At 73.5% G+C, this 20,823-nt stretch carries 22 protein-coding genes; 16 read left to right on the top strand and 6 right to left on the bottom strand.

Going from position 1 to position 20,823, the window contains the following annotated elements; genetic code table 11:
- Window position 1 precedes the first annotated feature (1 nt).
- Entirely contained in the window at window positions 2-607 is a 606-nt protein-coding gene (leuD, locus tag AC4MBH_RS06925; RefSeq protein ID WP_491793766.1) for a 3-isopropylmalate dehydratase small subunit, read from the top strand.
- A gap of 287 nt (window positions 608-894) precedes the next feature.
- Window positions 895-1,593: an HU family DNA-binding protein gene (locus AC4MBH_RS06920; protein ID WP_491793764.1), complete on the top strand. Its 699-nt coding sequence runs from the start codon at window positions 895-897 to the stop codon at window positions 1,591-1,593.
- Window positions 1,594-1,655: 62 nt separating this feature from the next.
- Here the strand turns inward: AC4MBH_RS06920 and cofC are convergent, their stop codons facing one another.
- Window positions 1,656-2,285, bottom strand: a complete 630-nt coding sequence (gene cofC, locus AC4MBH_RS06915) for a 2-phospho-L-lactate guanylyltransferase (RefSeq protein WP_491793763.1) — start codon at window positions 2,283-2,285, stop codon at window positions 1,656-1,658.
- Window positions 2,286-2,344: 59 nt separating this feature from the next.
- On the opposite strand from cofC, the gene AC4MBH_RS06910 reads away from it, so the two are divergent.
- Entirely contained in the window at window positions 2,345-3,112 is a 768-nt protein-coding gene (locus AC4MBH_RS06910; protein ID WP_491793761.1) for a lysophospholipid acyltransferase family protein, read from the top strand.
- Window positions 3,109-4,113 (top strand): NAD(P)H-dependent glycerol-3-phosphate dehydrogenase, encoded by a 1,005-nt coding sequence (locus tag AC4MBH_RS06905; RefSeq protein WP_491793759.1) that lies wholly within the window; start codon window positions 3,109-3,111, stop codon window positions 4,111-4,113. Before AC4MBH_RS06910 ends, AC4MBH_RS06905 begins: the two co-directional genes overlap by 4 nt.
- 289 nt (window positions 4,114-4,402) lie before the next feature.
- On the opposite strand, the gene AC4MBH_RS06900 is transcribed toward AC4MBH_RS06905, so the two are convergent.
- Entirely contained in the window at window positions 4,403-5,476 is a 1,074-nt protein-coding gene (locus AC4MBH_RS06900; protein WP_491793758.1) for a trans-sulfuration enzyme family protein, read from the bottom strand.
- A gap of 23 nt (window positions 5,477-5,499) precedes the next feature.
- On the opposite strand from AC4MBH_RS06900, the gene AC4MBH_RS06895 reads away from it, so the two are divergent.
- On the top strand, window positions 5,500-6,618 hold the full coding sequence (locus AC4MBH_RS06895; RefSeq protein ID WP_491793756.1) for a D-alanine--D-alanine ligase family protein: 1,119 nt from the start codon (window positions 5,500-5,502) through the stop codon (window positions 6,616-6,618).
- A 175-nt stretch (window positions 6,619-6,793) separates the two neighbouring features.
- On the opposite strand, the gene AC4MBH_RS06890 is transcribed toward AC4MBH_RS06895, so the two are convergent.
- Both AC4MBH_RS06890 and AC4MBH_RS06885 read right to left on the bottom strand, forming a co-directional pair.
- Window positions 6,794-7,279 (bottom strand): DUF3515 domain-containing protein, encoded by a 486-nt coding sequence (locus AC4MBH_RS06890; RefSeq protein ID WP_491793755.1) that lies wholly within the window; start codon window positions 7,277-7,279, stop codon window positions 6,794-6,796.
- 53 nt (window positions 7,280-7,332) lie between these two features.
- On the bottom strand, window positions 7,333-7,569 hold the full coding sequence (locus AC4MBH_RS06885; protein ID WP_491793754.1) for an Lrp/AsnC family transcriptional regulator: 237 nt from the start codon (window positions 7,567-7,569) through the stop codon (window positions 7,333-7,335).
- A 122-nt stretch (window positions 7,570-7,691) separates the two neighbouring features.
- On the opposite strand from AC4MBH_RS06885, the gene AC4MBH_RS06880 reads away from it, so the two are divergent.
- The gene (locus AC4MBH_RS06880; protein WP_491793753.1) at window positions 7,692-8,648 is read left to right on the top strand and encodes a thiamine-phosphate kinase; all 957 of its coding nucleotides are present in this window, start codon (window positions 7,692-7,694) and stop codon (window positions 8,646-8,648) included.
- A 136-nt stretch (window positions 8,649-8,784) separates the two neighbouring features.
- Here AC4MBH_RS06880 and rpmB read toward each other — a convergent pair whose 3' ends face one another.
- The gene (gene rpmB, locus AC4MBH_RS06875) at window positions 8,785-8,970 is read right to left on the bottom strand and encodes a 50S ribosomal protein L28 (RefSeq protein WP_148614461.1); all 186 of its coding nucleotides are present in this window, start codon (window positions 8,968-8,970) and stop codon (window positions 8,785-8,787) included.
- 122 nt (window positions 8,971-9,092) lie between these two features.
- Here rpmB and AC4MBH_RS06870 point away from each other — a divergent pair, with 122 nt between their 5' ends.
- From AC4MBH_RS06870 to AC4MBH_RS06825, 10 genes are all read left to right on the top strand, one after another.
- A complete protein-coding gene (locus AC4MBH_RS06870) occupies window positions 9,093-10,739 on the top strand; it encodes a DAK2 domain-containing protein (protein WP_491793751.1) in 1,647 nt (548 codons plus the stop codon).
- Between the two features lie 42 nt (window positions 10,740-10,781).
- Window positions 10,782-13,010 carry an ATP-dependent DNA helicase RecG gene (locus AC4MBH_RS06865; RefSeq protein WP_491793750.1) on the top strand — a complete coding sequence of 743 codons (2,229 nt, stop codon included), beginning with the start codon at window positions 10,782-10,784 and terminating at the stop codon, window positions 13,008-13,010.
- Between the two features lie 124 nt (window positions 13,011-13,134).
- Window positions 13,135-13,746 (top strand): 16S rRNA (guanine(966)-N(2))-methyltransferase RsmD, encoded by a 612-nt coding sequence (gene rsmD / locus AC4MBH_RS06860; protein WP_491793748.1) that lies wholly within the window; start codon window positions 13,135-13,137, stop codon window positions 13,744-13,746.
- A gap of 7 nt (window positions 13,747-13,753) precedes the next feature.
- Window positions 13,754-14,236, top strand: a complete 483-nt coding sequence (gene coaD, locus AC4MBH_RS06855) for a pantetheine-phosphate adenylyltransferase (protein ID WP_491793747.1) — start codon at window positions 13,754-13,756, stop codon at window positions 14,234-14,236.
- A 115-nt stretch (window positions 14,237-14,351) separates the two neighbouring features.
- A complete protein-coding gene (locus tag AC4MBH_RS06850) occupies window positions 14,352-14,885 on the top strand; it encodes a YceD family protein (protein ID WP_491793746.1) in 534 nt (177 codons plus the stop codon).
- Between the two features lie 21 nt (window positions 14,886-14,906).
- Complete coding sequence (gene rpmF / locus AC4MBH_RS06845; protein ID WP_491794141.1) at window positions 14,907-15,092, top strand: 50S ribosomal protein L32; 186 nt, start codon at window positions 14,907-14,909, stop codon at window positions 15,090-15,092.
- A 13-nt stretch (window positions 15,093-15,105) separates the two neighbouring features.
- Window positions 15,106-15,825 carry a ribonuclease III gene (gene rnc / locus AC4MBH_RS06840; RefSeq protein WP_491794139.1) on the top strand — a complete coding sequence of 240 codons (720 nt, stop codon included), beginning with the start codon at window positions 15,106-15,108 and terminating at the stop codon, window positions 15,823-15,825.
- Window positions 15,826-15,838: 13 nt separating this feature from the next.
- Window positions 15,839-16,720 carry a bifunctional DNA-formamidopyrimidine glycosylase/DNA-(apurinic or apyrimidinic site) lyase gene (gene mutM, locus AC4MBH_RS06835; RefSeq protein WP_491793744.1) on the top strand — a complete coding sequence of 294 codons (882 nt, stop codon included), beginning with the start codon at window positions 15,839-15,841 and terminating at the stop codon, window positions 16,718-16,720.
- Between the two features lie 290 nt (window positions 16,721-17,010).
- Complete coding sequence (locus AC4MBH_RS06830; RefSeq protein ID WP_491793743.1) at window positions 17,011-17,211, top strand: hypothetical protein; 201 nt, start codon at window positions 17,011-17,013, stop codon at window positions 17,209-17,211.
- Window positions 17,212-17,270: 59 nt separating this feature from the next.
- Window positions 17,271-18,518, top strand: a complete 1,248-nt coding sequence (locus AC4MBH_RS06825) for an MFS transporter (RefSeq protein WP_491793741.1) — start codon at window positions 17,271-17,273, stop codon at window positions 18,516-18,518.
- Between the two features lie 66 nt (window positions 18,519-18,584).
- Here the strand turns inward: AC4MBH_RS06825 and AC4MBH_RS06820 are convergent, their stop codons facing one another.
- Window positions 18,585-20,816, bottom strand: coding sequence for a hypothetical protein (locus AC4MBH_RS06820; protein ID WP_491793739.1), 2,232 nt, complete (start codon window positions 20,814-20,816; stop codon window positions 18,585-18,587).
- Window positions 20,817-20,823: the final 7 nt, after the last annotated feature.

The following is a 20,823-nucleotide window of genomic DNA, read 5'->3' as shown; positions in this document are numbered from 1 at the left end:
CATGGACGCGTTCACCACCCACACCGGCGTCGGCGTCCCGCTGCGGCGCAGCAACGTCGACACCGACCAGATCATCCCGGCCGTCTACCTCAAGCGGGTCACCCGCGACGGCTTCGAGGACGGCCTCTTCGCCGCCTGGCGCAACGACCCGGCGTTCGTGCTGAACAACCCGGCGTACGCCGGCGCCTCGGTGCTGGTCGCAGGTCCCGACTTCGGCACCGGGTCGTCGCGCGAGCACGCCGTGTGGGCCCTGCAGAACTACGGGTTCAAGGTCGTCATCTCGCCGCGGTTCGCCGACATCTTCCGCAGCAACTCCGGCAAGGCCGGCCTGCTCGCCGCCCGCGTCGACGAGAAGGTCGTGCAGCGGTTGTGGGACTACCTCGAGGACACCCCGGGTGCGGCCGTGACCGTCGACCTCCAGTCGCGCACGGTCCGCGCCGGCGAGGGGATCGACGCGATCGAGGACTCCTTCGACATCGACGACTACACGCGGTGGCGTCTTCTCGAGGGTCTCGACGACATCGGGATCACCCTGGGCAACGAGGCCGACATCTCCTCCTACGAGGCCACCCGACCGAGCTGGAAGCCGACGACCCAGCGCGCCTGAGCTGTCGACCGCCCGAGCCTCGTGTGGCCGGAATCCCCTCAGTTGACAGCGATTCTCGACCCGGTCCACGTCGTCGTCGCGATCGGTGCGCGACGACCAGCCGGCGCCGAGCAGCTCGGTTCCCTCGTCCGAGCCGGCACGAACCGCCTCGTCATCCGCTCAACCGTGGGAAAAAACCCGGTCGTCGTACGGCGTGGCGATTGTGACGTTCCGCACGAATGCCTAGCGTGCCTAGGGAAAGTCGGGCAGACGCCCGGCATCGACACCGTTCTCTGGAAGGGAAGACAGTGAACAAGTCACAACTCATCGACGCGCTGGCCGGGCGTTACGAGGGGAACCGGAAGGCGGCCGCTCACGCGCTCGAGTCCGTTCTCGACACCATCACCCGCGAGGTGGCCAAGGGCGAGAAGGTCGCCATCACCGGCTTCGGCTCGTTCGAGAAGCGGGTGCGCGAGGCCCGTTGGGTGCGCAACCCGCAGACCGGCGAGCGGATCAAGGCGAAGAAGACCTCGGTCCCGAAGTTCACCGCCGGCGCCGACCTCAAGAACGTCGTCTCCGGCGCGAAGAAGCTGCCGAAGCTGACGGTGGGCACGGCCAAGAAGGCTGCCGCCCCGGCAGCCAAGAAGGCCGCGGCTCCGGCGCGGAAGGCCGCTGCCGCAGCCACCCGGTCGACGGCCGCCAAGAAGACGACGACCGCCGCCAAGAAGGCCCCGGCCTCCAGGACGACGGCCGCCAAGAAGACGACGACCGCCGCCAAGAAGGCCCCGGCCTCCAAGACGACGACCGCCGCCAAGAAGGCCACCCCGGCCAAGACGACCGCCGCCAAGAAGACGACGGCCGCCAAGACCACCACCGCCAAGAAGGCCACCCCGGCCAAGACGACCGCCGCCAAGAAGACGACGGCCGCCAAGACGACGACCGCCGCCAAGAAGGCGCCGGCCGCCAAGAAGACCACGGCAAGGAAGACGACGGCCAAGAAGGCCTGAGTCAGCCAGCACCGAGACGGGCCGTCCTCCTCTGGGAGGGCGGCCCGTCGGCGTCCGTGCGGTCAGACCAGCCCGCGCGCGACGCGCGCCGTCGCCGGGCCCACCCCCAGTGCGACGGCCCCGCGCAGGTCGTCGAGGTCGTCGACGTCGCGCCGCAGCGTGGCCAGGACGCCGCGCACCGGCAGCGCTCCCGCCACCTCGTGCGCCCGCGCCGAGCCGACGCCGAACGCCGGGTCGAACTCGTCGTACGGCGCGGTGTACATCGTCGTGCCCGTCCCCGAGGCGTCGGCGACGTACGACGCCCCGCCCGGCACCAGCGCCGCGAGCGCGGCCTCGAGGTCGGCGGCCAGCAGCGCCGGCAGGTCGGCGAGCAGGGCGACGGGCTGGGTGCCTGGCCACCGCCGCGCGGCCTCGGCGACGGCCTGGCGCAGGGTGCCGTTGAGGCCGTCCCCCGCGTCCGGCACGGTCGCGCAGCCGGCCCCGGCCAGCCGCGAGGCCAGCACCGCGTCGTCGGTGACCACCAGCACCGCGCGCACCGACGGCGCCGCCAGGCACGCGGCCGCGGTGTCGACGGCGAAGGCGGTGGCGAGGTCGCGGCGTCGGTCGTCCGGGAGGCCCTGCAGCCTCGACTTGCCGCGTGCCGGGGGCTTCACCGGCAGCACGACGACGTACGCCGGCGACGGGGTGGACACCCTCCGATCCAAGCAGGCGTGCTCAGGTGCGGGGGAGCCCGGCCGAGTAGCCTGCGCCTGTGAGGGTGAGGAAGCTCCAGGAGCCGCGCGGGTGGGCGTTCGTGGTCGGCGCCTGCATCCTCAAGCCGTTCTTCCTCCTCACCACCAAGCCGCGCTGGGTCGACGGCACCAAGATCCCGGCCGCCGGTGGCTGCGTCGTGGTGCTGAACCACCTCTCCCACCTCGACCCGCTCGTCGCGGCGCACTTCTGCTACGACCACGGGCGCCTGCCGCGCTACCTGGCCAAGTCGGACCTGTTCACCAACCGGGTGCTGGGCTCCTTCCTGCGCGCGGCCGGACAGATCCCGGTGCACCGTGCCAGCGCCACCGCCGTGGGTGCCTACGACGCCGCGGTGGCCGCGGTGCGCGCCGGTGAGTGCGTGGTGGTCTACCCCGAGGGCACGATCACCCGCGACCCCGACCTGTGGCCGATGAAGGGCAAGTCGGGCGCGGCGCGGATCGCGCTCGAGACCGGCTGCCCGGTGGTCCCGGTCGGCCAGTGGGGCGCGCAGGAGCTGCTGGCGCCGTACAGCAGGCGACCCGACCTGTTCCCGCGCAAGACCATCCACGTGCGCGTCGGCGACCCGGTCGACCTCGCCGACCTGGCCGCGCGTCCGCGCTCGGCGCAGGTGCTCACCGAGGCGACCGACCGGATCATGCGGGCGGTCACCGACCTCGTCGAGGACATCCGGGGTGAGACGGCCCCGGTCGAGCGGTTCGACCCGCGCAAGGCTGGGGTCGCCGAGATCGGCAACCCCTACCGGCACGACAGGAAGCAGACGGGATGACGGGCAAGGTCGCCGTGCTCAGCGCGGGTTCGTGGGGCACGGCGTTCTCGATCGTGCTCGCCGACGCCGGCAACGAGGTGTCCCTCTGGGCGCGTCGCGACGAGGTCGCCGCCGCGATCAACGACGAGCGCGAGAACTCCGAGTACCTGCCGGGCATCCAGCTGCCCCCGGCCGTCGGCGCGACCACCGACGTCGAGAAGGCGCTGCACGGCGCCGACCTCGTCGTGCTGGCCACGCCGTCGCAGAGCCTGCGCGACAACCTCACCGACTGGGCGCCGTTCGTCGAGCCCGACGCCGTGCTCGTCTCGCTGATGAAGGGCGTCGAGCTCGGCACCCTCAACCGGATGAGCGAGGTCATCCACCAGGTCACCGGCGCCGGGCCCGAGCGCATCGCCGTGGTCAGCGGACCCAACCTGGCCAAGGAGATCGCGCGCCGCGAGCCGGCCGCGTCGGTCATCGCCTGCGAGGACGAGGACGTCGCCAAGCTGCTGCAGAAGCGACTGCACTCACCGGCGTTCCGGCCCTACACCAGCGTCGACGTGCTCGGCTGCGAGCTCGGCGGTGCCTACAAGAACGTCGTCGGCCTCGCGGTCGGCATGGCCGTCGGGCTCGGCTTCGGCGACAACACCACCGCCTCGCTGATCACCCGCGGGCTCGCCGAGACGGCCCGCCTGGCCATGCGGCTCGGCGCCAACCCCCTGACCCTGATGGGCCTCGCCGGCCTCGGCGACCTCGTCGCCACCTGCTCCTCCCCGCTGTCGCGCAACCGCACCTTCGGCGAGAAGCTCGGCCGCGGCCTGACCACCGAGGAGATCTACGCCTCCACCCGCCAGGTCGCCGAGGGCGCGAAGTCGTGCGCATCCCTGCGCGCCCTGGCCGAGCAGTCCGGCTGCGACGCCCCCGTGGCGACGTACGTCGACGACGTCGTGGCGGGCCGGCTCACCGCGACCGAGATGATGGACGCGATCCTGGCCCGCGACACGAAGTCGGAGATGGGCTGAGCGGCCCACGCTGGTCGAGGCGAGACCCCGGCGAGGTGCGCATCCTCGGGTGGTTTCGAGACGGTTGCCAGCGCAACCTCCTCAACCACCGGTGCTCGACGCCGGTCGAGCCCGAGTCGAGACCCGGTGAGGTGGCGATCCTGCGGGGGTCTCGACTCGCGGAGATTTCGTCCCCGCGGCTCGACCACCGTCGGGCGACGCACGCTGGTCGAGTCGAGACCCGGTGAGGTGACCGCCCACCGTGAGCACGGGCCCTGCGGGAGCGCCTTCCGCGGCCGAGGTGTGGGCGTCAGCCGGTGAGGCCGTCGAGGGCGCGGACGAGGTCGGACCACAGGTCCTCGACGTCCTCGATGCCGACCGACATCCGCACCAGCGCCTCGGGGATCGTCGCCGACTCGGTCTTCCAGCGGCGGCGGCGCTCGAACGTCGACTCGACGCCGCCGAGGGAGGTGGCGTGCACCCACAGCCGGGTCTTGCGGACCAGGAGGTCGGCGGCGAGCTCGCCCTGGTCGAGCACGATCGCCACGATGCCGCCGAAGCCGGGGTAGCGGACCTCCGCGACCGCGGGGTGCTCGCGCAGCCGGGCGACGAGGGTCTGGGCGTTGGCCTGGGCGCGCTCGACGCGCAGGTGCAGCGTGCGCATCCCGCGCAGCGCGAGCCACGTCTCCAGCGTGCCGGGCGTCGAGCCGGTGAGCGAACGGCGGCGGAGCAGCACGTCGTACAGCTCGTCGTCGGCGGTGACCAGTGCGCCGAGCAGGGCGTCACTGTGCCCCGCGAGGTACTTCGTCGCCGAGTGCACGACGATGTCGGCGCCGAGCGGGATCGGCCGCTGGAGCAGGGGGGTGGCGAAGGTGTTGTCGACGACGACGTGGGCGCCGGCCTCGTGGGCTGCGAGAGCGATGGTCTCGATGTCGGCGAGCTCGAGCGCCGGGTTGGTCGGCGACTCGATCCACACCAGCGCGGCGTCGGCGCAGGCCGCGACGACCGCGTCGACGTCCTCGACGTCGACCAGGTGGGCGACGAGCCGCCCGCGCGCCTCGAGGTCGGCCAGGCCCATGATGCTGCCCTGGTAGGCGTGCCGGGGCATCACGACCTTGGCGCCGTGGCCCACCAGGTCGAGCACGGCGGTGACGGCGGCCATGCCCGAGGCGAACGCCAGGCAGCGCCCGCCCTCCAGCGCGCCGAGGGTCTCCTCGAACGCCGTCCACGACGGGTTGCCGTAGCGGCCGTACTCCAGGTCGCCGCCGGCGACGTACGTCGAGGCCATGGTGATCGGGACGTTGAGCGGCTGGTCGGGGTCGTGCGGGGGGCGACCCGCCGTCACGGCGACCGTGGCAGGGCTCAGGTCTGGCTCGTCCGGCATGTCGTCGAGGATAGGGTCACCGCGTGACCGGCACCCCCAGGCCCCGCGTCGCCGTCGTGTTCGGCGGCCGCTCCAGCGAGCACGCGATCTCGTGCGTCACCGCCGGCAGCGTGCTCGCCGCGATCGACCGCGAGCGCTACGACGTCGTCCCGATCGGCATCGCGCGCGACGGCCGGTGGGTGCTCGAGTCCGGCGACACCGAGCGGCTGCGCATCGGCGGGGCCGACGCGCTGCCGAGCGTCGACGGCGACCGCGCCGCGGTCGCGCTGGCCAGGGTCGAGCACGGCACCGACCTGGTGGTCTCGGCGGCGTCGAGCCCGCCGGAGACCCTCGGCGAGGTCGACGTCGTCTTCCCGCTGCTGCACGGTCCGTGGGGCGAGGACGGCACGATCCAGGGGATGCTCGAGATGGCGGGCGTGCGCTACGTCGGGGCGGGCGTGCTCGCCTCGGCCGTCTCGATGGACAAGGCCTACATGAAGGTCGTGCTCGCCGCCGCCGGCCTCCCGGTGCTCCCCAGCATCACCGTGACCACCCGCTCCTGGGCGGCCGACGCCGACGACGTACGCCGCCGGGCCGAGGCCCTCGGCTACCCGCTGTTCGTCAAGCCCGCCCGCGGCGGCTCGAGCATCGGCATCTCCAAGGTCCACGACCCCTCGGGGCTCGACGACTGCCTGGCGCTGGCGTTCGAGCACGACCCCAAGGTCCTGGTCGAGGTCGCCGCCGAGGGCGCGCGCGAGGTGGAGTGCGGGGTGCTGCAGGCACTCGACGGGAGCGCCGAGACCAGCGTGCCGGCCGAGATCCGGATCACCGGCGAGCACGAGTTCTACGACTTCGAGGCCAAGTACCTGCCCGAGGAGGCGACCGAGCTCGACGTGCCTGCCGACCTGCCCGCCGAGCTCACCGCCGAGCTGCGGGCCCTGTCGGCGCAGGCGTTCGAGGCGGTCGGCGGCGAGGGCCTGGCCCGCGTCGACTTCTTCGTGATGCCCGACGGCTCGCTGGTGGTCAACGAGATCAACACCATGCCCGGATTCACGCCGCTGTCGATGTACCCCCGGATGTGGGCCGCCACCGGCCTCGACTACCCGACGCTCGTCGACCGGCTGATCGCGCTCGCCCTCGCCCGGGGGACCGGGCTGCGCTGATTCAGACGGCTTCGAGAAGATCGCCTGCGAGGCTGACAGGGGTTTCGAGACGGGTCGCTCTGCTCCTCGCTGCGCTCGGACCTGAGCCGACCCTCCTCAACCAGGCGCCTGGCGTGGCGGACGCCAGCCATCGGGCTCGCGGGCTCGCCCGATGGCGACGTCCGCCAGGGGCGCTCTACCCGTCACAACGCTGCTCGAGCCGGAGGTGCTCCTCGACCAGGGGGGAGAGGGTGGCGAGCGCGCCGGCAGTGGTCGCGTCGCCGACCCGCCGCTCGGCTGGGCGGTAGTCCGAGGGCACGAACAGCTCCACGACCGGGCGGAAGCCCGGCGCCGAGATCCGCAGGTCGGTCGAGCGGTCGTCGTCGCTGCCGGCCGGGACGTACCAGCCGATGCCGTTCACCTCGTCGCACCGCGCGGTCTCGTCGAAGTCCTCCGGCACCGGGACCCCGCAGGTGACCGTGACCGCCGGGTCGCCGTACGCCGCCCCGAGGGCGTCGTCGGGCTCCACCTCGACCTGCCCGAGGTCGGCGAGCTCGTCGGGCAGGTCGGCGACGAAGGCCTCGCACGCCGCCTGGTCGGCGTCGTCGAGGTCGTAGGTCTCGATCTCGGGGTCGCACGCGGTGAGAGCCGCGGCCAGTGCCACCGCCAGCGGGAGCGCCACGAGTGCGGCGACGCCCCGGGTCCGCGCGGAGCCGGGGCGTCGGGGGTGCAGCGTCAGATGTGGACGACGGGGCACGTGAGCGTGCGCGTGATGCCGTCGAGGCTCTGGACCTTCGACACCACCAGCTTGCCGAGCTCGTCGACGTTGCGGGCCTCGGCGCGGACGATGACGTCGTAGGGGCCGGTCACGTCCTCGGCGAGGGTGACGCCCTTGATCTGCGCGATGGCCTTGGCGACCTCGGCCGCCTTGCCGACGTCGGTCTGGATCAGGATGTAGGCCTGGACGACCATGCGTGCGCTCCTTTGCGACGGCTGCGACGGCTCTCCGGGGGAAGAGGTCTGGCGCCCAACCTATCGCGGTCGGGCGGGCTGTCGATACCCGGCCGCGGACGGCGGTCTGGTGGGATGGAGGCATGGCCCTGGCTCCCGACGCGACCCTGTCCGACGCCGGCGAGTTCGGGCTGATCGCCGAGCTGGTGGCGCTGTTCCCGCAGGGCGAGCACGTGCTCGTCGGGCCCGGCGACGACGCCGCGGTGCTCCGGGTCCGGACCGGGCACGTGGTGGTCTCCGCCGACCTCGCGGTCGAGGGACGCCACTTCCGCCGCGACTGGGCCTCCGCCGAGGACGTCGGTCGTCGCGCCGCCGCGCAGAACCTCTCCGACATCAACGCGATGGGCGGCCGGGCCCACTCGCTGACCGTCGGGCTCGCCGCCCCGCCCGACCTGCCCGTCGCGTGGGCGCTCGACCTGGCCCGGGGCATCGCCGCCGAGTGCGCCCTCGTCGGCGCCTCCGTGGTCGGCGGCGACCTGACGCGCGCCGACCAGGTCGTGGTGGCGATCACCGTGATCGGGTCCTGCACCGAGGCCCCCGTGCTGCGCTCCGGTGCCGCGCCCGGCGAGGTGGTCGCGCTGTGCGGCCGGCAGGGCTGGGCCGCGGGCGGGCTGGCCGTGCTGGGGCGCGGCTTCCGCTCGCCCCGCGTGCTGGTCGAGGCCTACCGCCGTCCCGAGCCGCCGTACGACGCCGGCCGCGCCGCCGCCGAGGCCGGCGCCACGGCGATGATCGACGTCTCCGACGGGCTCCTGGCCGACCTCGGCCACGTCGCGGTCGCCTCCGGCGTCTCGGTCGACCTGCGCTCGGCCGCCTTCGACGTGCCCGAGCCGCTGCAGGCGGTGGGCGCCGCCCTCGGCATGGACCCGTTGCACCTGGTGCTCGGCGGCGGCGACGACCACCCGCTGCTCGCGACCTTCCCCGACGAGGCGGCCGTCCCCGACGGGTGGCGGGTCGTCGGCACCGTCCTGGCCGGCGAGCCCGGCACGGTCACGGTCGACGGTGCGGCGTACGACGGCCCGACCGGCTGGACGCACTTCTGATTCGATTGGCGCCCGCGCGCGGCCGCCACGCTGCCGCGCTGGGCTAGGCGCCCACCCGCGCCAACGACGAAAAGACCGCCGCCCGGGGGCGACGGTCGTTCCGGGTGCTCCCGACCGGGGTCGGGGGCGGGTCAGGTCAGCGGCTGACCTTGCCGGCCTTGAGGCAGCCGGTGCAGACGTTGAGGCGCTGGGGGGTGCCGTTGACCTTGGCACGCACCCGCTGGATGTTGGGGTCGAAGCGCCGCTTGGTGATCTTGCGCGACCACGGCCGGTTGTTGCCGAAGGTCGGCTTCTTGGCGCAGATGTCGCAGACGGCAGCCACGGTGAGTCTCCTACAAGTCGTTCGTGCGTATCAGGGGCCCGGCAGTCCGGGCAACCGAAGAAGAATATCCGACCGGTGCCGCGCCGCGAAATTGCAGGCCGACCGGCTAGCGTCTGCTGATCATGGAGGAGGCACCGACGAGCGACCGCATCCAGCTGGCCGTGGTGCTCCGCTTCGTCGACATCGCCGTCGACGCGCTCGCCGCGGCGCGCGAGGAGATCGACGCGCTCAACGTCTACCCCGTGCCCGACGGCGACACCGGCACCAACATGTACCTCACCGTCTCGGCCGCCCGCGACGCCGTGCGCCAGGCCACCGGCGGCGGCGACCCGCGCGGGGACCGCGGGCTGGCGCTGGCGGCGTTCGCCCGCGGGGCGCTGCTCGGCGCGCGCGGCAACTCCGGCGTCATCCTCAGCGAGATGCTCGGGGCGATCGCCCGACGGGTCGCCCGCTCGACGCCCGCCGAGCGCAACGCGACGGTGATGGCCGAGGCCCTGCACGACGCCGTCGAGGCGAGCTACCGGGCGGTGGGCGAGCCCGTCGAGGGCACCATGCTCACGGTGGCCCGCGCGGCGTCCGAGGCGGCCGCGGTGCGGGCCGCCGACGCCGGAGCCCGGGCCCGCGACGTCTTCGCCACCGCCGCCCAGGCCGCCCGCGAGGCCCTGGCCCGGACGCCGGAGCAGCTCGCGGCCCTGCGCGACGCCGGGGTCGTCGACGCCGGCGGCCGCGGCGTGAGCGTCATCCTCGACGCCGCCGAGACCGTGCTGACCGGACGCCGGCCGGTGGCGGTGACCCGGCCCGCGATCCCCGTGCCCACGGCGCCCACGAGCGTCCCGGGTGCCGACCTGGGGCCGGAGGGGCCGGCGTACGAGGTGATGTACCTGCTCGACTCCGACGACGCCCACGTCCCCGACCTGCGCGCCCGGCTGGCCCCCCTGGGCGACTCGCTCGTCGTGGTGGGCGGCGACGGCCTGTGGAACGTCCACGTGCACGTCGACGACGTCGGCGCCGCGATCGAGGCCGGCATCGAGGCCGGTCGGCCCCACCGCATCCGGGTCACCCACTTCGCCGACCAGGCAGCCCGGCGCGCCCAGGCGCCGACCCGCACCGGACGGCGGGTCGTCGCCGTCGCGGCCGGACCCGGCCTGGCCCGGGTCTTCACCGAGGCCGGTGCGGTCGTGGTCGAGGGCGGACCGGGTCGTCGTCCCTCGACCGGTGAGGTCCTCGCGGCCGTCACGGCGGCGGGCGCCAGCGAGGTCGTGGTGCTGCCCAACGACGCCGACTCGGTGCGGGTCGCGCGGATCGCCGCGAGCACCGCCGAGGCCGACCACGGGCTGCGGGTCGCCGTCGTACCGACGCTGGCGCAGGTGCAGGGCCTGGCGGCGATGGCGGTGCACGAGCCCGGCCGCAGCTTCGACCAGGACGTCCTGGAGATGACGGCCACCGCGCGCCACGCCCGCCACGGGGCCGTCACGGTCGCGGCCCGCAAGGCGCTGACCATGGCCGGGTGGTGCGAGCCGGGTGACGTGCTCGGCGTCATCGAGGGCGACTTCGCCGTGATCGGCCCCGAGCTGTACGACGTCGCGACCGCCGTGCTGGGCCGGCTCATCGCCGGCGGTGGCGAGCTGGTCACCCTGGTCTCGGGCGCCGAGGGCGGCGACCTGGCCGAGCGGGCGGCGGCCTGGCTCGACGCCGAGCACCCCACCGTCGACGTGGTGGTCTACGACGGCGGGCAGGAGCGCTACCCGCTGCTGCTGTCGGTGGAGTGAGCCGGGTCCCGTGATGTCGGTGGTGTGGGGGAGGGTGTCGGCGTGATCACGCTCGACTCGCCCGTGACGGCGGTCCTGGGCGAGTCCAAGAAGGCGAAGCGGTTCACCGACGGACTCGGCCTGCGGACCGTCGGCGACCTCCTGCACCACTTCCCTCGCCGCTACCTCGAGACCGGCACCCTGACCAAGGTCGACGACCTGCAGCCGGGCCAGATGCTCGCCGTGATCGGCGAGATCGAGCGCAGCGACGTGAAGACCTTCACCGACCGGCGCACCCACAAGGTGATGAGCCGGGTCGAGACGTGGCTGCGCACCGACGGGCCCCGCCTGCAGATCACCTTCTTCGCGCGCAGCTCGGGCTCGGCCGCGTGGCGTGCCGACAAGCTGCGCCCGGGGCAGACCGGCCTGTTCGTCGGGCAGGCCAAGCAGTTCAACGGCCAGTGGCAGCTGACCCACCCCAAGATGGTCCTGTTCGGCGCCACCGGCGAGGGCGGCGACGACGACATCGCCACCATCGACGCGATCGGCGACCTCTACCCGATCTACCCCCTCACCAAGAACCTCGAGTCGTGGGACGTCGCCCGCGTCGTCACCTTCGCCCGCTCCGTCGTCGACGACCTGCCCGAGGTCGTGCCCGACGCCGTCCGCGAGCGGTACGACGTCGTCGACGCCCGCACCGCGCTCGACTGGGTGCACGCCCCCGAGACCACGGCCCAGGTCCACCGCGCCCACCGCCACTACCGGTTCGAGGAGGCCCTGGTCACCCAGCTGGTGCTCGCCAAGCGGCGCCGCGCGGTCCGCGCGATCGGCGCCCAGGCGCGCGACGGCGGCGACGGCGCGCTGCTGACGGCGTTCGACGCGCGCCTGCCGTTCGAGCTCACCGCCGGCCAGCGCGAGGTGGGGGAGCAGGTGGAGGCCGACCTGGCCCGGCCGCACCCGATGAACCGCCTGCTGCAGGGCGAGGTCGGCTCCGGGAAGACCCTGGTCGCGCTCCGGGCGATGCTGCGGGTCGTCGACTCCGGGGGACAGGCGGCGTTGCTCGCCCCCACCGAGGTGCTCGCCCAGCAGCACCACCGCTCGATCAGCGCGATGCTCGGCGACCTCGCCGGGGGTGCCCTGCTCGGCGGTACCACCGTCGAGCTGCTCACCGGCTCGATGACCAAGACCCAGCGCACCGGACCGATGTCGCGGCTGGGCAGCGGCGAGGCCGGCCTCGTCGTCGGCACCCATGCCCTGCTCGAGGACAGGGTGCAGTTCGCCGACCTCGGGCTGGTGGTGGTCGACGAGCAGCACCGGTTCGGCGTCGAGCAGCGGGCCGCGCTCACCGACAAGGCCGGCACCCCGCCCCACGTGCTCGTCATGACGGCGACGCCGATCCCGCGCACGGTCGCGATGACCGTCTTCGGCGACCTCGAGGTCTCGACGCTGCGCGAGCTGCCGGCCGGGCGGGCCGAGATCCAGACCAGCGTCGTCAACCTCGTCGACCACCCCGGCTGGATCGACCGCGTGTGGCAGCGCGTGCGCGAGGAGGTCGACAAGGGCCACCAGGTCTACGTCGTGTGCCCGCGGATCGCCGGCGACGAGCTCGAGCAGGGCGCCGCCGACGAGCCGACGTACGACGAGGAGGGCGAGGCCCTCCTCCCCGAGGCCGGCGCCCCACCGCTGGCCGCCGTCGAGGACGTCGTCACCGGGCTCGCCGACGGCCCCCTCTCCGGGCTGCGGCTCGCCGTCCTGCACGGCCGCCTCGCCCCCGACGTCAAGGACGCCACCATGCGCGCCTTCGGCGCCGGAGACATCGACGTGCTCGTCTCGACCACGGTCATCGAGGTCGGCGTCGACGTGCCCAACGCCACCGCGATCGTGCTCCTCGACGCCGACCGGTTCGGCGTCTCCCAGCTCCACCAGCTGCGCGGCCGGGTGGGCCGCGGCGGCCTGCCGGGGCTGTGCCTGCTGGTCTCGTCGACCCCGTGGCTCTCCCCGGCCCGCGAGCGGCTCGACGCCGTCGCCTCGACCACCGACGGCTTCGAGCTCAGCCGCGTCGACCTCGAGCAGCGCCGCGAGGGCGACGTCCTCGGCCGCTCGCAGTCGGGGTGGCGCTCGACCCTGCAGAACCTCCGCGTGCTGCGCGACGAGCAGACCATCGTGGAGGCCCGCGAGGCCGCCGAGGCGCTGCTCGAGGCCGACCCCGACCTGGGTGCCACCCCGGTCCTCGCCGCCGCGGTCGCCGACCTCGAGGCCAGCGCCAACGCCGACTTCATCGAGAAGTCGTGACAGCGGTGGCAGACGTGTTGCGGGTGGGGCTGGTGGTGCCTGCGGTGCTGCAGGTTTCCCCGGTCCACCGGGGAAACCTGCACTCCGGGGCTGAGGTTCTGCCCCCGAACCGACAGGTTCCCCGGTGCACCGGGGAACCTGTCGCCACCGCACCCACCACCCCCACCACCACACTCACCCCATGACCCGGATCATCGCCGGCACCGCGAAGGGCCGCCGCCTCAAGACACCTCCCGGCGACCGCACCCGCCCCACCAGCGACCGGGTGCGGGAGGCCCTGTTCAGCGCGGTGGAGTCGTGGGCGGGCTCGCTGCGCGGGCTCCGGGTCCTCGACCTGTACGCCGGCAGCGGGGCCGTCGGCCTGGAGGCGTGGTCGCGCGGGGCGGAGTCGGTCACGTTCGTCGAGGCGCACGCCCCGACGGCCGAGATCATCCGGACCAACGCGCGCGACGTGCGGTTCGCCGACGCCGACGTGCACGCCGCACGGGTCTTTCACGTGCTGGGGCGGCAGCCCGCCCACCGGTTCGACGTCGTGTTCAGCGACCCGCCCTACGACCTGTCCGACGACGACCTCGCCGACGACCTCGAGGCGCTGCAGGACTGGGTGACCCCCGACGCGCTCGTCGTCGTCGAGCGCTCCACCCGCAGCGACCCGCCCCGCTGGCCGCCGTCGTTCGAGCCCGGTCGCTCGAAGCGCTACGGCGAGACGACGCTTTGGTACGGTCACGCACCGTGAGCCGCACATGAGCAGGGCCGTCTGCCCCGGGTCCTTCGACCCCGTCACCCACGGCCACCTCGACATCGTCGCCCGCGCCGCCCGGCTCTTCGACGAGGTCGTCGTCGCGGTCGGCGTCAACCCGTCCAAGAGCCGGATGTTCGGGCCCGAGGAGCGGGTCGCGATGCTGGAGCGCGCCGTCGCCCCCTTCGCCAACGTGCGGGTCGAGGGCTTCACCGGCCTGGTGACCGACTTCTGCGTCGAGCACGACGTCCAGGCGATCGTGAAGGGACTGCGCTCCTCGAGCGACTTCGACTACGAGCTGCCGATGGCCCACATGAACTCTGCCCTCACCGGCGTGGAGACCGTCTTCCTGCCCACCGCGACCGGTCAGTCGTTCGTCTCCTCGAGCCTGGTCAAGGAGGTCGCGGCCTTCGGCGGCGACATCGCGGCGTTCGTGCCCGCCTTCGTGCTCGAGGCGCTCACCGCCCGGCTGGCCGAGCGGGCATGACCGTCCACGCAGCGTTTTTGCAGGTCCGACCGCGACCAGTACGCTTTGGGTCAGTTCTGTTGTGCCCGGACCCGGAAGTGATCACCTGACCAGCCTGGACCCGAGAGCGCCGCTCGTGCTCGACACCCGCGAGCTCGGCCGCCGCCCGGGGTCCCAACGTCAGGTGACGCTCACGGTGCCGGCCCCGGCAGAGCTGGGCATCGAAGTTCTCTCCGTCCCCGAAGGTTCGCCGGTCGAGCTCGACCTGCGGCTGGAGGCGGTCATGGAGGGGGTGCTGGTCACGGGCACGGCGACAGCCGCGCTCGAGGGCGAGTGCGTGCGGTGCCTGGACCCGATCGACGACGACCTCGACGTGACGTTCCAGGAGCTGTACGTCTACGACGACCACACCCGCGACGCGACCGGCAACGGCGACGAGGACGACGGCGTCAGCAAGCTCGAGGACGACCTGCTCGACCTCGAGGCCCTGCTGCGCGACGCCGTGGTGCTGGCCCTACCGTTCCAACCGCTGTGCCGAGACGACTGTCCCGGGCTGTGCACCGAGTGCGGTGCCTCGCTCAAGGACGACCCCGACCACACGCACGACGCACCGATCGACCCCCGATGGTCGGCCCTGGCCGACATCGACACCCCGAGCAGCACCGAGTAGAACACCAGCAAGGAGACCATCATGGCTGTCCCGAAGCGGAAGATGTCGCGGAGCAACACCCGCCACCGTCGATCGCAGTGGAAGGCCGTCGCGCCCTCCCTGGTCGCGTGCGCCAACCCGGCCTGCGACGCCAAGCACCTCCCGCACCGCGCGTGCGGCGAGTGCGGCCAGTACGGCGCGCGCAACGCCCTCCGCCCGGTCCTCTGAGCCCGCTGGTCCCCTGACCAACTACGCAGGGCTGCGCGAGGCGCTCGGGGATCCCGTCCTGGACCCCGAGCTCCTCGAGTTCGCCCTGACCCACCGCTCGTTCGCCTACGAGAACGGCGGGCTGCCGACCAACGAGCGGCTCGAGTTCCTCGGCGACTCGGTGCTCGGCGTCGTCGTCACCGAGACGCTCTACGCCATGCACCCCGACCTGTCCGAGGGTCGGCTCGCCAAGCTCCGGGCCGCGGTGGTCAACGCACGCGCCCTGGCGGGCGTGGCGCTGACCATCGGGCTCGGCGACCACGTCAAGCTCGGTCGCGGCGAGGAGTCCACCGGCGGGCGGCACAAGGCGTCGATCCTGTCCGACACCGTCGAGGCGGTCATCGGGGCGGTCCACCTCAGCGGCGGCATCACCGTCGCCGCCGAGGTCGTGCACCTGCTCTTCGACCCGCTCATCGCCGAGGCGTCGGGGATGGGTGCCGGTCTCGACTGGAAGACCTCGCTGCAGGAGCTCTCCGCCGAGCGTGGCCTCGGGGTGCCCGAGTACGTCATCAGCGACGAGGGTCCCGACCACATGAAGACCTTCCACGCCCAGGTCCGCGTCGCCGGCCAGCTCTACGGCAACGGCACCGGCCGGTCGAAGAAGGAGGCCGAGCAGGCCGCGGCCGAGACGGCGTACGGCGAGATCGTCGCCTCCCTCACCGAGCCGGCCGCCCCCGTCACGCCCGCCCTCTGACGGGTCCCCGACCGTGCCCGAGCTGCCCGAGGTCGAGGTCGTCCGCGCCGGCCTGGCCCGCCACGTGCTCGGCGCCACGATCACCCGCGTCGACGTCCTCCACCCCCGCCCGGTACGCCGCGACCCCCGCGGTCCCGAGGGGTTCGCCGCGGCCCTGACCGGACGGCGCATCGACGAGGCCCGGCGCCGCGGCAAGTACCTCTGGCTCCCGCTCGACAACGGCGACGCGCTGCTCGGCCACCTCGGCATGAGCGGCCAGCTGCTGGTCCAGCCGCAGGACGCGCCCCCCGAGCGGCACCTGCGGGTCCGGCTGGTGCTCGACGGCGCCGACGAGGACCGCAACGTCCACTTCGTCGACCAGCGGATGTTCGGCGGCCTGTCGGTGAGCGCCGGCGGCGGGGACCTGCCGCCCGAGATCGCCCACATCGCCCGCGACCCGCTCGACCCGGAGTTCGACGACGACCTGTTCGTCGCCCGGGTCCGCAGACGCGCCTCCGGGGTCAAGCGCCAGCTCCTCGACCAGGGCCTGATCTCGGGCGTCGGCAACATCTACGCCGACGAGGCCCTCTGGCGCGCCGAGGTCCACGGCGAGCGCCCCGGCGACCGGCTCACCGCCGCCCAGGTGCGCCGCCTGCTCGGCCACGCCCGCGAGGTGATGGCCGAGGCGCTCGACCAGGGCGGCACGTCGTTCGACGCGCTCTACGTCAACGTCAACGGCGAGTCCGGCTACTTCGACCGCTCCCTGCACGCCTACGGCCGCCAGGACGAGCCGTGCGACCGGTGCGGTACGCCGATCCGGCGCGTCGCGTTCATGAACCGGTCCTCGTACTTCTGCCCGCGGTGCCAGCCCGCGCCGCGGCGGCGCCGGGTCGTCGTGCCGGCTGTGCCTGACTGACGCTTGCGACGGCGGCTGAGGTGCGAGCCTCGAAGCCCCGCGCCCGCAGGTCCGCGCCGGCTGGTGCGGCTCGTCACTGCCTTGCCCCGCACCGGGTTCGACGCGCGGTCACGCCCTCGCAGGCTCGGGCGTGCGCTTGCTCGACCTGCGCCCGCCCACGCCGCGTGCTCGTTCCCCGCACGCGGGCTGCGGGCCTGGTTTGCACATGGAGGGGTGTGGTGGGACTCTGGGAGACGGTCCCGCTCCCTCCATGCCACGCGGACCCCCCGCTCTCATCGGAAGGCTCACACATGGCCAAGGCGCTGATCGGCCACCTGAACAGCGACCTGCGCGACCCCCGTGTCGCCGCCGACAACGCCCGGCTCCGCAAGCGGGTGGCCGAGCTGGAGTCCCTGGTCCTCCGGCTCTCGGAGGAGAACGACCGGCTCGTCGCCGCGCGCGCAGCCGAGCTCCTCGACACCGCGCCGTCGCGCGAGATGCAGCCCGCCTGACCCGACCGCCGCGCAAACCGGGTGACCGGACGCGTCGGCCCCGGTAGCGTCCTGCCCTCGTGAGCAGACTGGTCGGGGCGATCGCGCCGCAGCGCTTCGGGACGTCGTTCCGGTGGCTGCTGGCCTCGTCCTGGACCTCCAACGTCGGTGACGGGATCGCCATCGCGGCGGGACCGCTGCTCGTCGCCTCGCAGACCGACCAGCCGTTCCTGGTCGCCCTCGCCGCGCTCCTCGTGTGGGCGCCGCCGCTGCTCTTCGGCCTGTACGCCGGCGTCCTCACCGATCGCCTCGACCGCCGGTTGATCGTGATGACCGTCGACCTCGTGCGGGTCGGTGTGCTGGTGGTGCTGACCACGTTCATCGTCACCGACACCGTCTCGATCGTGGTGGTGCTGCTGGCGCTGTTCGCGCTCGGCACCGCCGAGATGTTCGCCGACAACGCCTCGGCCGCGCTGCTGCCGATGGTGGTCGACCGCGACGACCTGGCGATCGCCAACTCCCGGCTCCAGGTCGGGTTCATCACCGTCAACCAGCTGGCCGGACCGCCGCTGGGGGCAGCCCTGTTCGCCGTGGGGTCGGCATGGCCGTTCGCCGCCCAGGCGGTGCTGGTGCTGCTCGGCGCGCTGCTGATCTCGCGCGTCGTGCTGCCCGGCACGGTCCGCGAGGCCGACTCGGTGGCCAAGATCAGCCACGACATCGCCGAGGGCTTCCGATGGGTCTGGCACCACGCCGCCGTCCGGACGCTGGTGCTGACCATCTTCATCTTCAACATCACCTTCGGCGCCGCCTGGTCGGTGCTCGTCCTCTACGCGACGCAGCGGCTCGGCCTGGGTGCCGTCGGCTTCGGCCTGGTCACCACGGTCGGCGCGGTGGGCGGGCTGGTCGGCACCCTGTCCTACGGCTGGATCACCCGGCACGTCAGCCTGGGCGACCTGATGCGGATCGGGCTGGTCGTCGAGACCCTGACCCACCTCGGCCTGGCGCTGACCACCTCGCCGGTCGTCGCGCTGCCGATCTTCTTCGTCTTCGGCGCCCACGCGTTCATCTGGGGCACCACGTCGATCACGGTCCGCCAACGTGCCGTGCCGTCGCACCTGCAGGGACGGGTGGGGTCGGTCAACCTGGTCGGCGTCTTCGGCGGTCTGGTCGTCGGGTCCGCGGTCGGCGGCGTCCTGGCGCAGCACGCCGGCCTGACCGCGCCGTTCTGGTTCGCCTTCGCCGGCTCGGCGGTCTTCGTGGTGCTGATCTGGCGTCAGCTCGCCCACATCGCCCACGCCGACGAGGCCGACGCCCCGCTCGGCGTCTGAGACGGCACGAGGGCCCCGCCGGTCCGGCGAAGCCCTCGTGGTCGATGCGTGGTCGATGCGTGCTCGTCAGCGCACCTTGGACCGGTTGGTCGTGTCGGCCACGGTGGTCGGGGTGGAGCGCACCTGGGCGACGTACGTCGTGGGGCGTCGGCCGTTGCGGTCCTTGACCTGGAACACCGCACGGCCGCTCCCGTCGAGCTTGCGCCCGGCGGTGCCGACGACCCGCAGCCGACCGTCGACGACGCGGTAGAGCGCCACCCGTGCGCCGGCGGCGCGCGCCGGGGCGGCGACCGTCAGCCGGTCGGGCCCGCGCCCGCCCTTGGCGGCGTCCAGTCGCGCCGTGACCGGGGAGCCGAAGTCGACGACGTCGGCCAGCGTGCGGCTGCGGGTGCCGTCGGTGACCACCGCGGTGAGGCGGGCACGCCCGATCCGGGTGCCGACGAAGGTGTAACTCGCCTCGCCGCGGGCGTTCGTCGTGCGCGTGGCGCGCGGCTCGCCGTCGCCGGGCTCGGGACCGAACCGGAAGAACTGCACCTGGTAGCCGTCCACCGGGTTGCCCAGCTGGTCGACGACGCGGACGGTCTGGGTCACCGTGGAGCCGACCCGGACCGTGTCGGTCGCGGTGGAGGTGAACGCAAAGGTGGAGCGGGGGAAGCTCAGCTCGTAGAACGAGGCGGTGGTCGAGCCGGTGGCCTCAGCGCTGCCGGCCGCGGCGTTGCCGCCGGTGTCGACGTAGCGGTAGGTCGGGGCGTTCCAGGTGCCGGTCACCTCGATCTCGGCGGCCTCGAAGGAGACGACCCAGATGTCGCCGCCGGTGTCGAGGTCGGAGACCACGTAGTCGTCGCTGTAGTCGTAGTCGTCGAGGTCACCGGTGTAGGCCAGCTCGACGGCCTCGTCGACGACGGGGTTGCCGAACTGGTCGCGGGCGAAGACGTCGTAGTAGGTGCGGTGGCCGGCCAGCGCCGGGTCGACGGGACCCTGCTGCTCACGCGCGGGCGAGAGCCGGACGTCGACCTGCCCGTTGAGCGGGTCGGCGGAGTCCCACTGCGCGGGCGCCTGCGCGGAGACCGTCCCGGCCTCGGCGGTCACGGTGGCGGTCACCCGGCCGTCGTCGTCGAAGCCGGGGTCGCGCTCGATCCCGACCTCGAGGTCGACCTCGCCGTCGGCGTCGGTGAGCCCGGTGATGGTCCGGCCCAGGTCGACGAGGTTGCCGGCGGGGGAGCCGACGACCGAGGGCAGCTCCTCCTCGCCGGTGGTGAAGAACCCGTGGTCGACGGCCAGCGTGTAGACCTGTCCCTCGAGCGGGTCCCGGGCGCCGCCCAGGTCACCCTGGACGCCGTCGGCGGGGCTGGTGTCGACGGTGTCGTCGGGCGCGGTGACGGTGACCAGGCTGCCCAGCGACTGCCCCGGCTTCGCGTCGCCGAGGTCGGCGACGACCACGGTGCTGCCGGCCGGGGGTTCGGTGCCGACCAGGTCGACGGCGCGCGACGCGTCGGCGTCGGCGTCGCCGACGCCGGGGGTCGTGGCCGTGGACACCTCGAGGGTGCCGCCCAGCTCGGTGCCCTGGGCCTGCTCCGCGGGGTCGCTCAGCACGGACTCGAAGGAGCCGTCGTCGGCGGTGGTCACCTGGGTCGAGGTGACGGGCGTCGTGCCGGGCGGGGCCGGGACGAAGCCGGCGTCGGCGGCGGGGTCGCTGCCCGCGGTGCCGCGCACCAGGGCGAGGTCGACCACGCGGTCGGGGAGACCGGTGCCGTCCTCGAGCCGCAGGGACCCGGAGAGCGGGTGGTCGCCGCCGGCGGGGAGCTGCAGCGGGTCCTCGTCGGCGAGCTCGATCGAGGCCTCGCCGGCCTTCACGCTCAGCACCTCGCGGGCGGGGATGGCGCCGGCGGCGGCCGCGTCGGCGTCGAGCCCGGCGACGAGGGCGTAGGTGCCGGACGGCTGCCCGGCCGGCAGCGGCACGACGAACTCGCCGAGGGTCTCGTCGGCGACGTCCTCGCCGGTCGCCGGCACCCGCACCGCGGGAACCGTGGGATCGAACGGCGTGACCGTCCAGTGGTACTGCAGGTCCTGGGAGTCGTCGACGTCGACGCCGCCCGCGATCGAGTCGGTGACCTGGACGGCGACGTCGCCGAGGGCGTGCTCGTCGAGGTCGAAGGCGCCGCCGTCGGCCGACGTGGCGACCAGGGACAGGGTGCCGGGCGCCGCGGTGGCCGTCGTGGCCAGGAACGGGACGGCCGAGACCGCCAGGGTCGTGACGACGAACGGTGCGAGGCCACGCGGGATGGCGTTGGTCTTCATGGGGTCC

The organism is Nocardioides sp. WJ219 (assembly GCF_058559815.1).
The sequence above is the reverse complement of the archived record's forward strand: the minus strand, read 5'-3'. Positions and strand labels throughout refer to the sequence as shown.

Bases quoted from the DNA above. Each gene is read 5' to 3' on its own strand.
- AC4MBH_RS06830 (WP_491793743.1), top strand. From the start codon at position 17,011: ATGGCCAAGGCGCTGATCGGCCACCTGAACAGCGACCTGCGCGACCCC.
- AC4MBH_RS06885 (WP_491793754.1), bottom strand. From the start codon at position 7,569: ATGGTCGTCCAGGCCTACATCCTGATCCAGACCGACGTCGGCAAGGCG.
- AC4MBH_RS06900 (WP_491793758.1), bottom strand. From the start codon at position 5,476: ATGCCGGACGAGCCAGACCTGAGCCCTGCCACGGTCGCCGTGACGGCG.
- leuD (WP_491793766.1), top strand. From the start codon at position 2: ATGGACGCGTTCACCACCCACACCGGCGTCGGCGTCCCGCTGCGGCGC.
- AC4MBH_RS06905 (WP_491793759.1), top strand. From the start codon at position 3,109: ATGACGGGCAAGGTCGCCGTGCTCAGCGCGGGTTCGTGGGGCACGGCG.
- rpmF (WP_491794141.1), top strand. From the start codon at position 14,907: ATGGCTGTCCCGAAGCGGAAGATGTCGCGGAGCAACACCCGCCACCGT.
- AC4MBH_RS06880 (WP_491793753.1), top strand. From the start codon at position 7,692: ATGGCCCTGGCTCCCGACGCGACCCTGTCCGACGCCGGCGAGTTCGGG.
- coaD (WP_491793747.1), top strand. From the start codon at position 13,754: ATGAGCAGGGCCGTCTGCCCCGGGTCCTTCGACCCCGTCACCCACGGC.
- AC4MBH_RS06870 (WP_491793751.1), top strand. From the start codon at position 9,093: ATGGAGGAGGCACCGACGAGCGACCGCATCCAGCTGGCCGTGGTGCTC.
- AC4MBH_RS06820 (WP_491793739.1), bottom strand. From the start codon at position 20,816: ATGAAGACCAACGCCATCCCGCGTGGCCTCGCACCGTTCGTCGTCACG.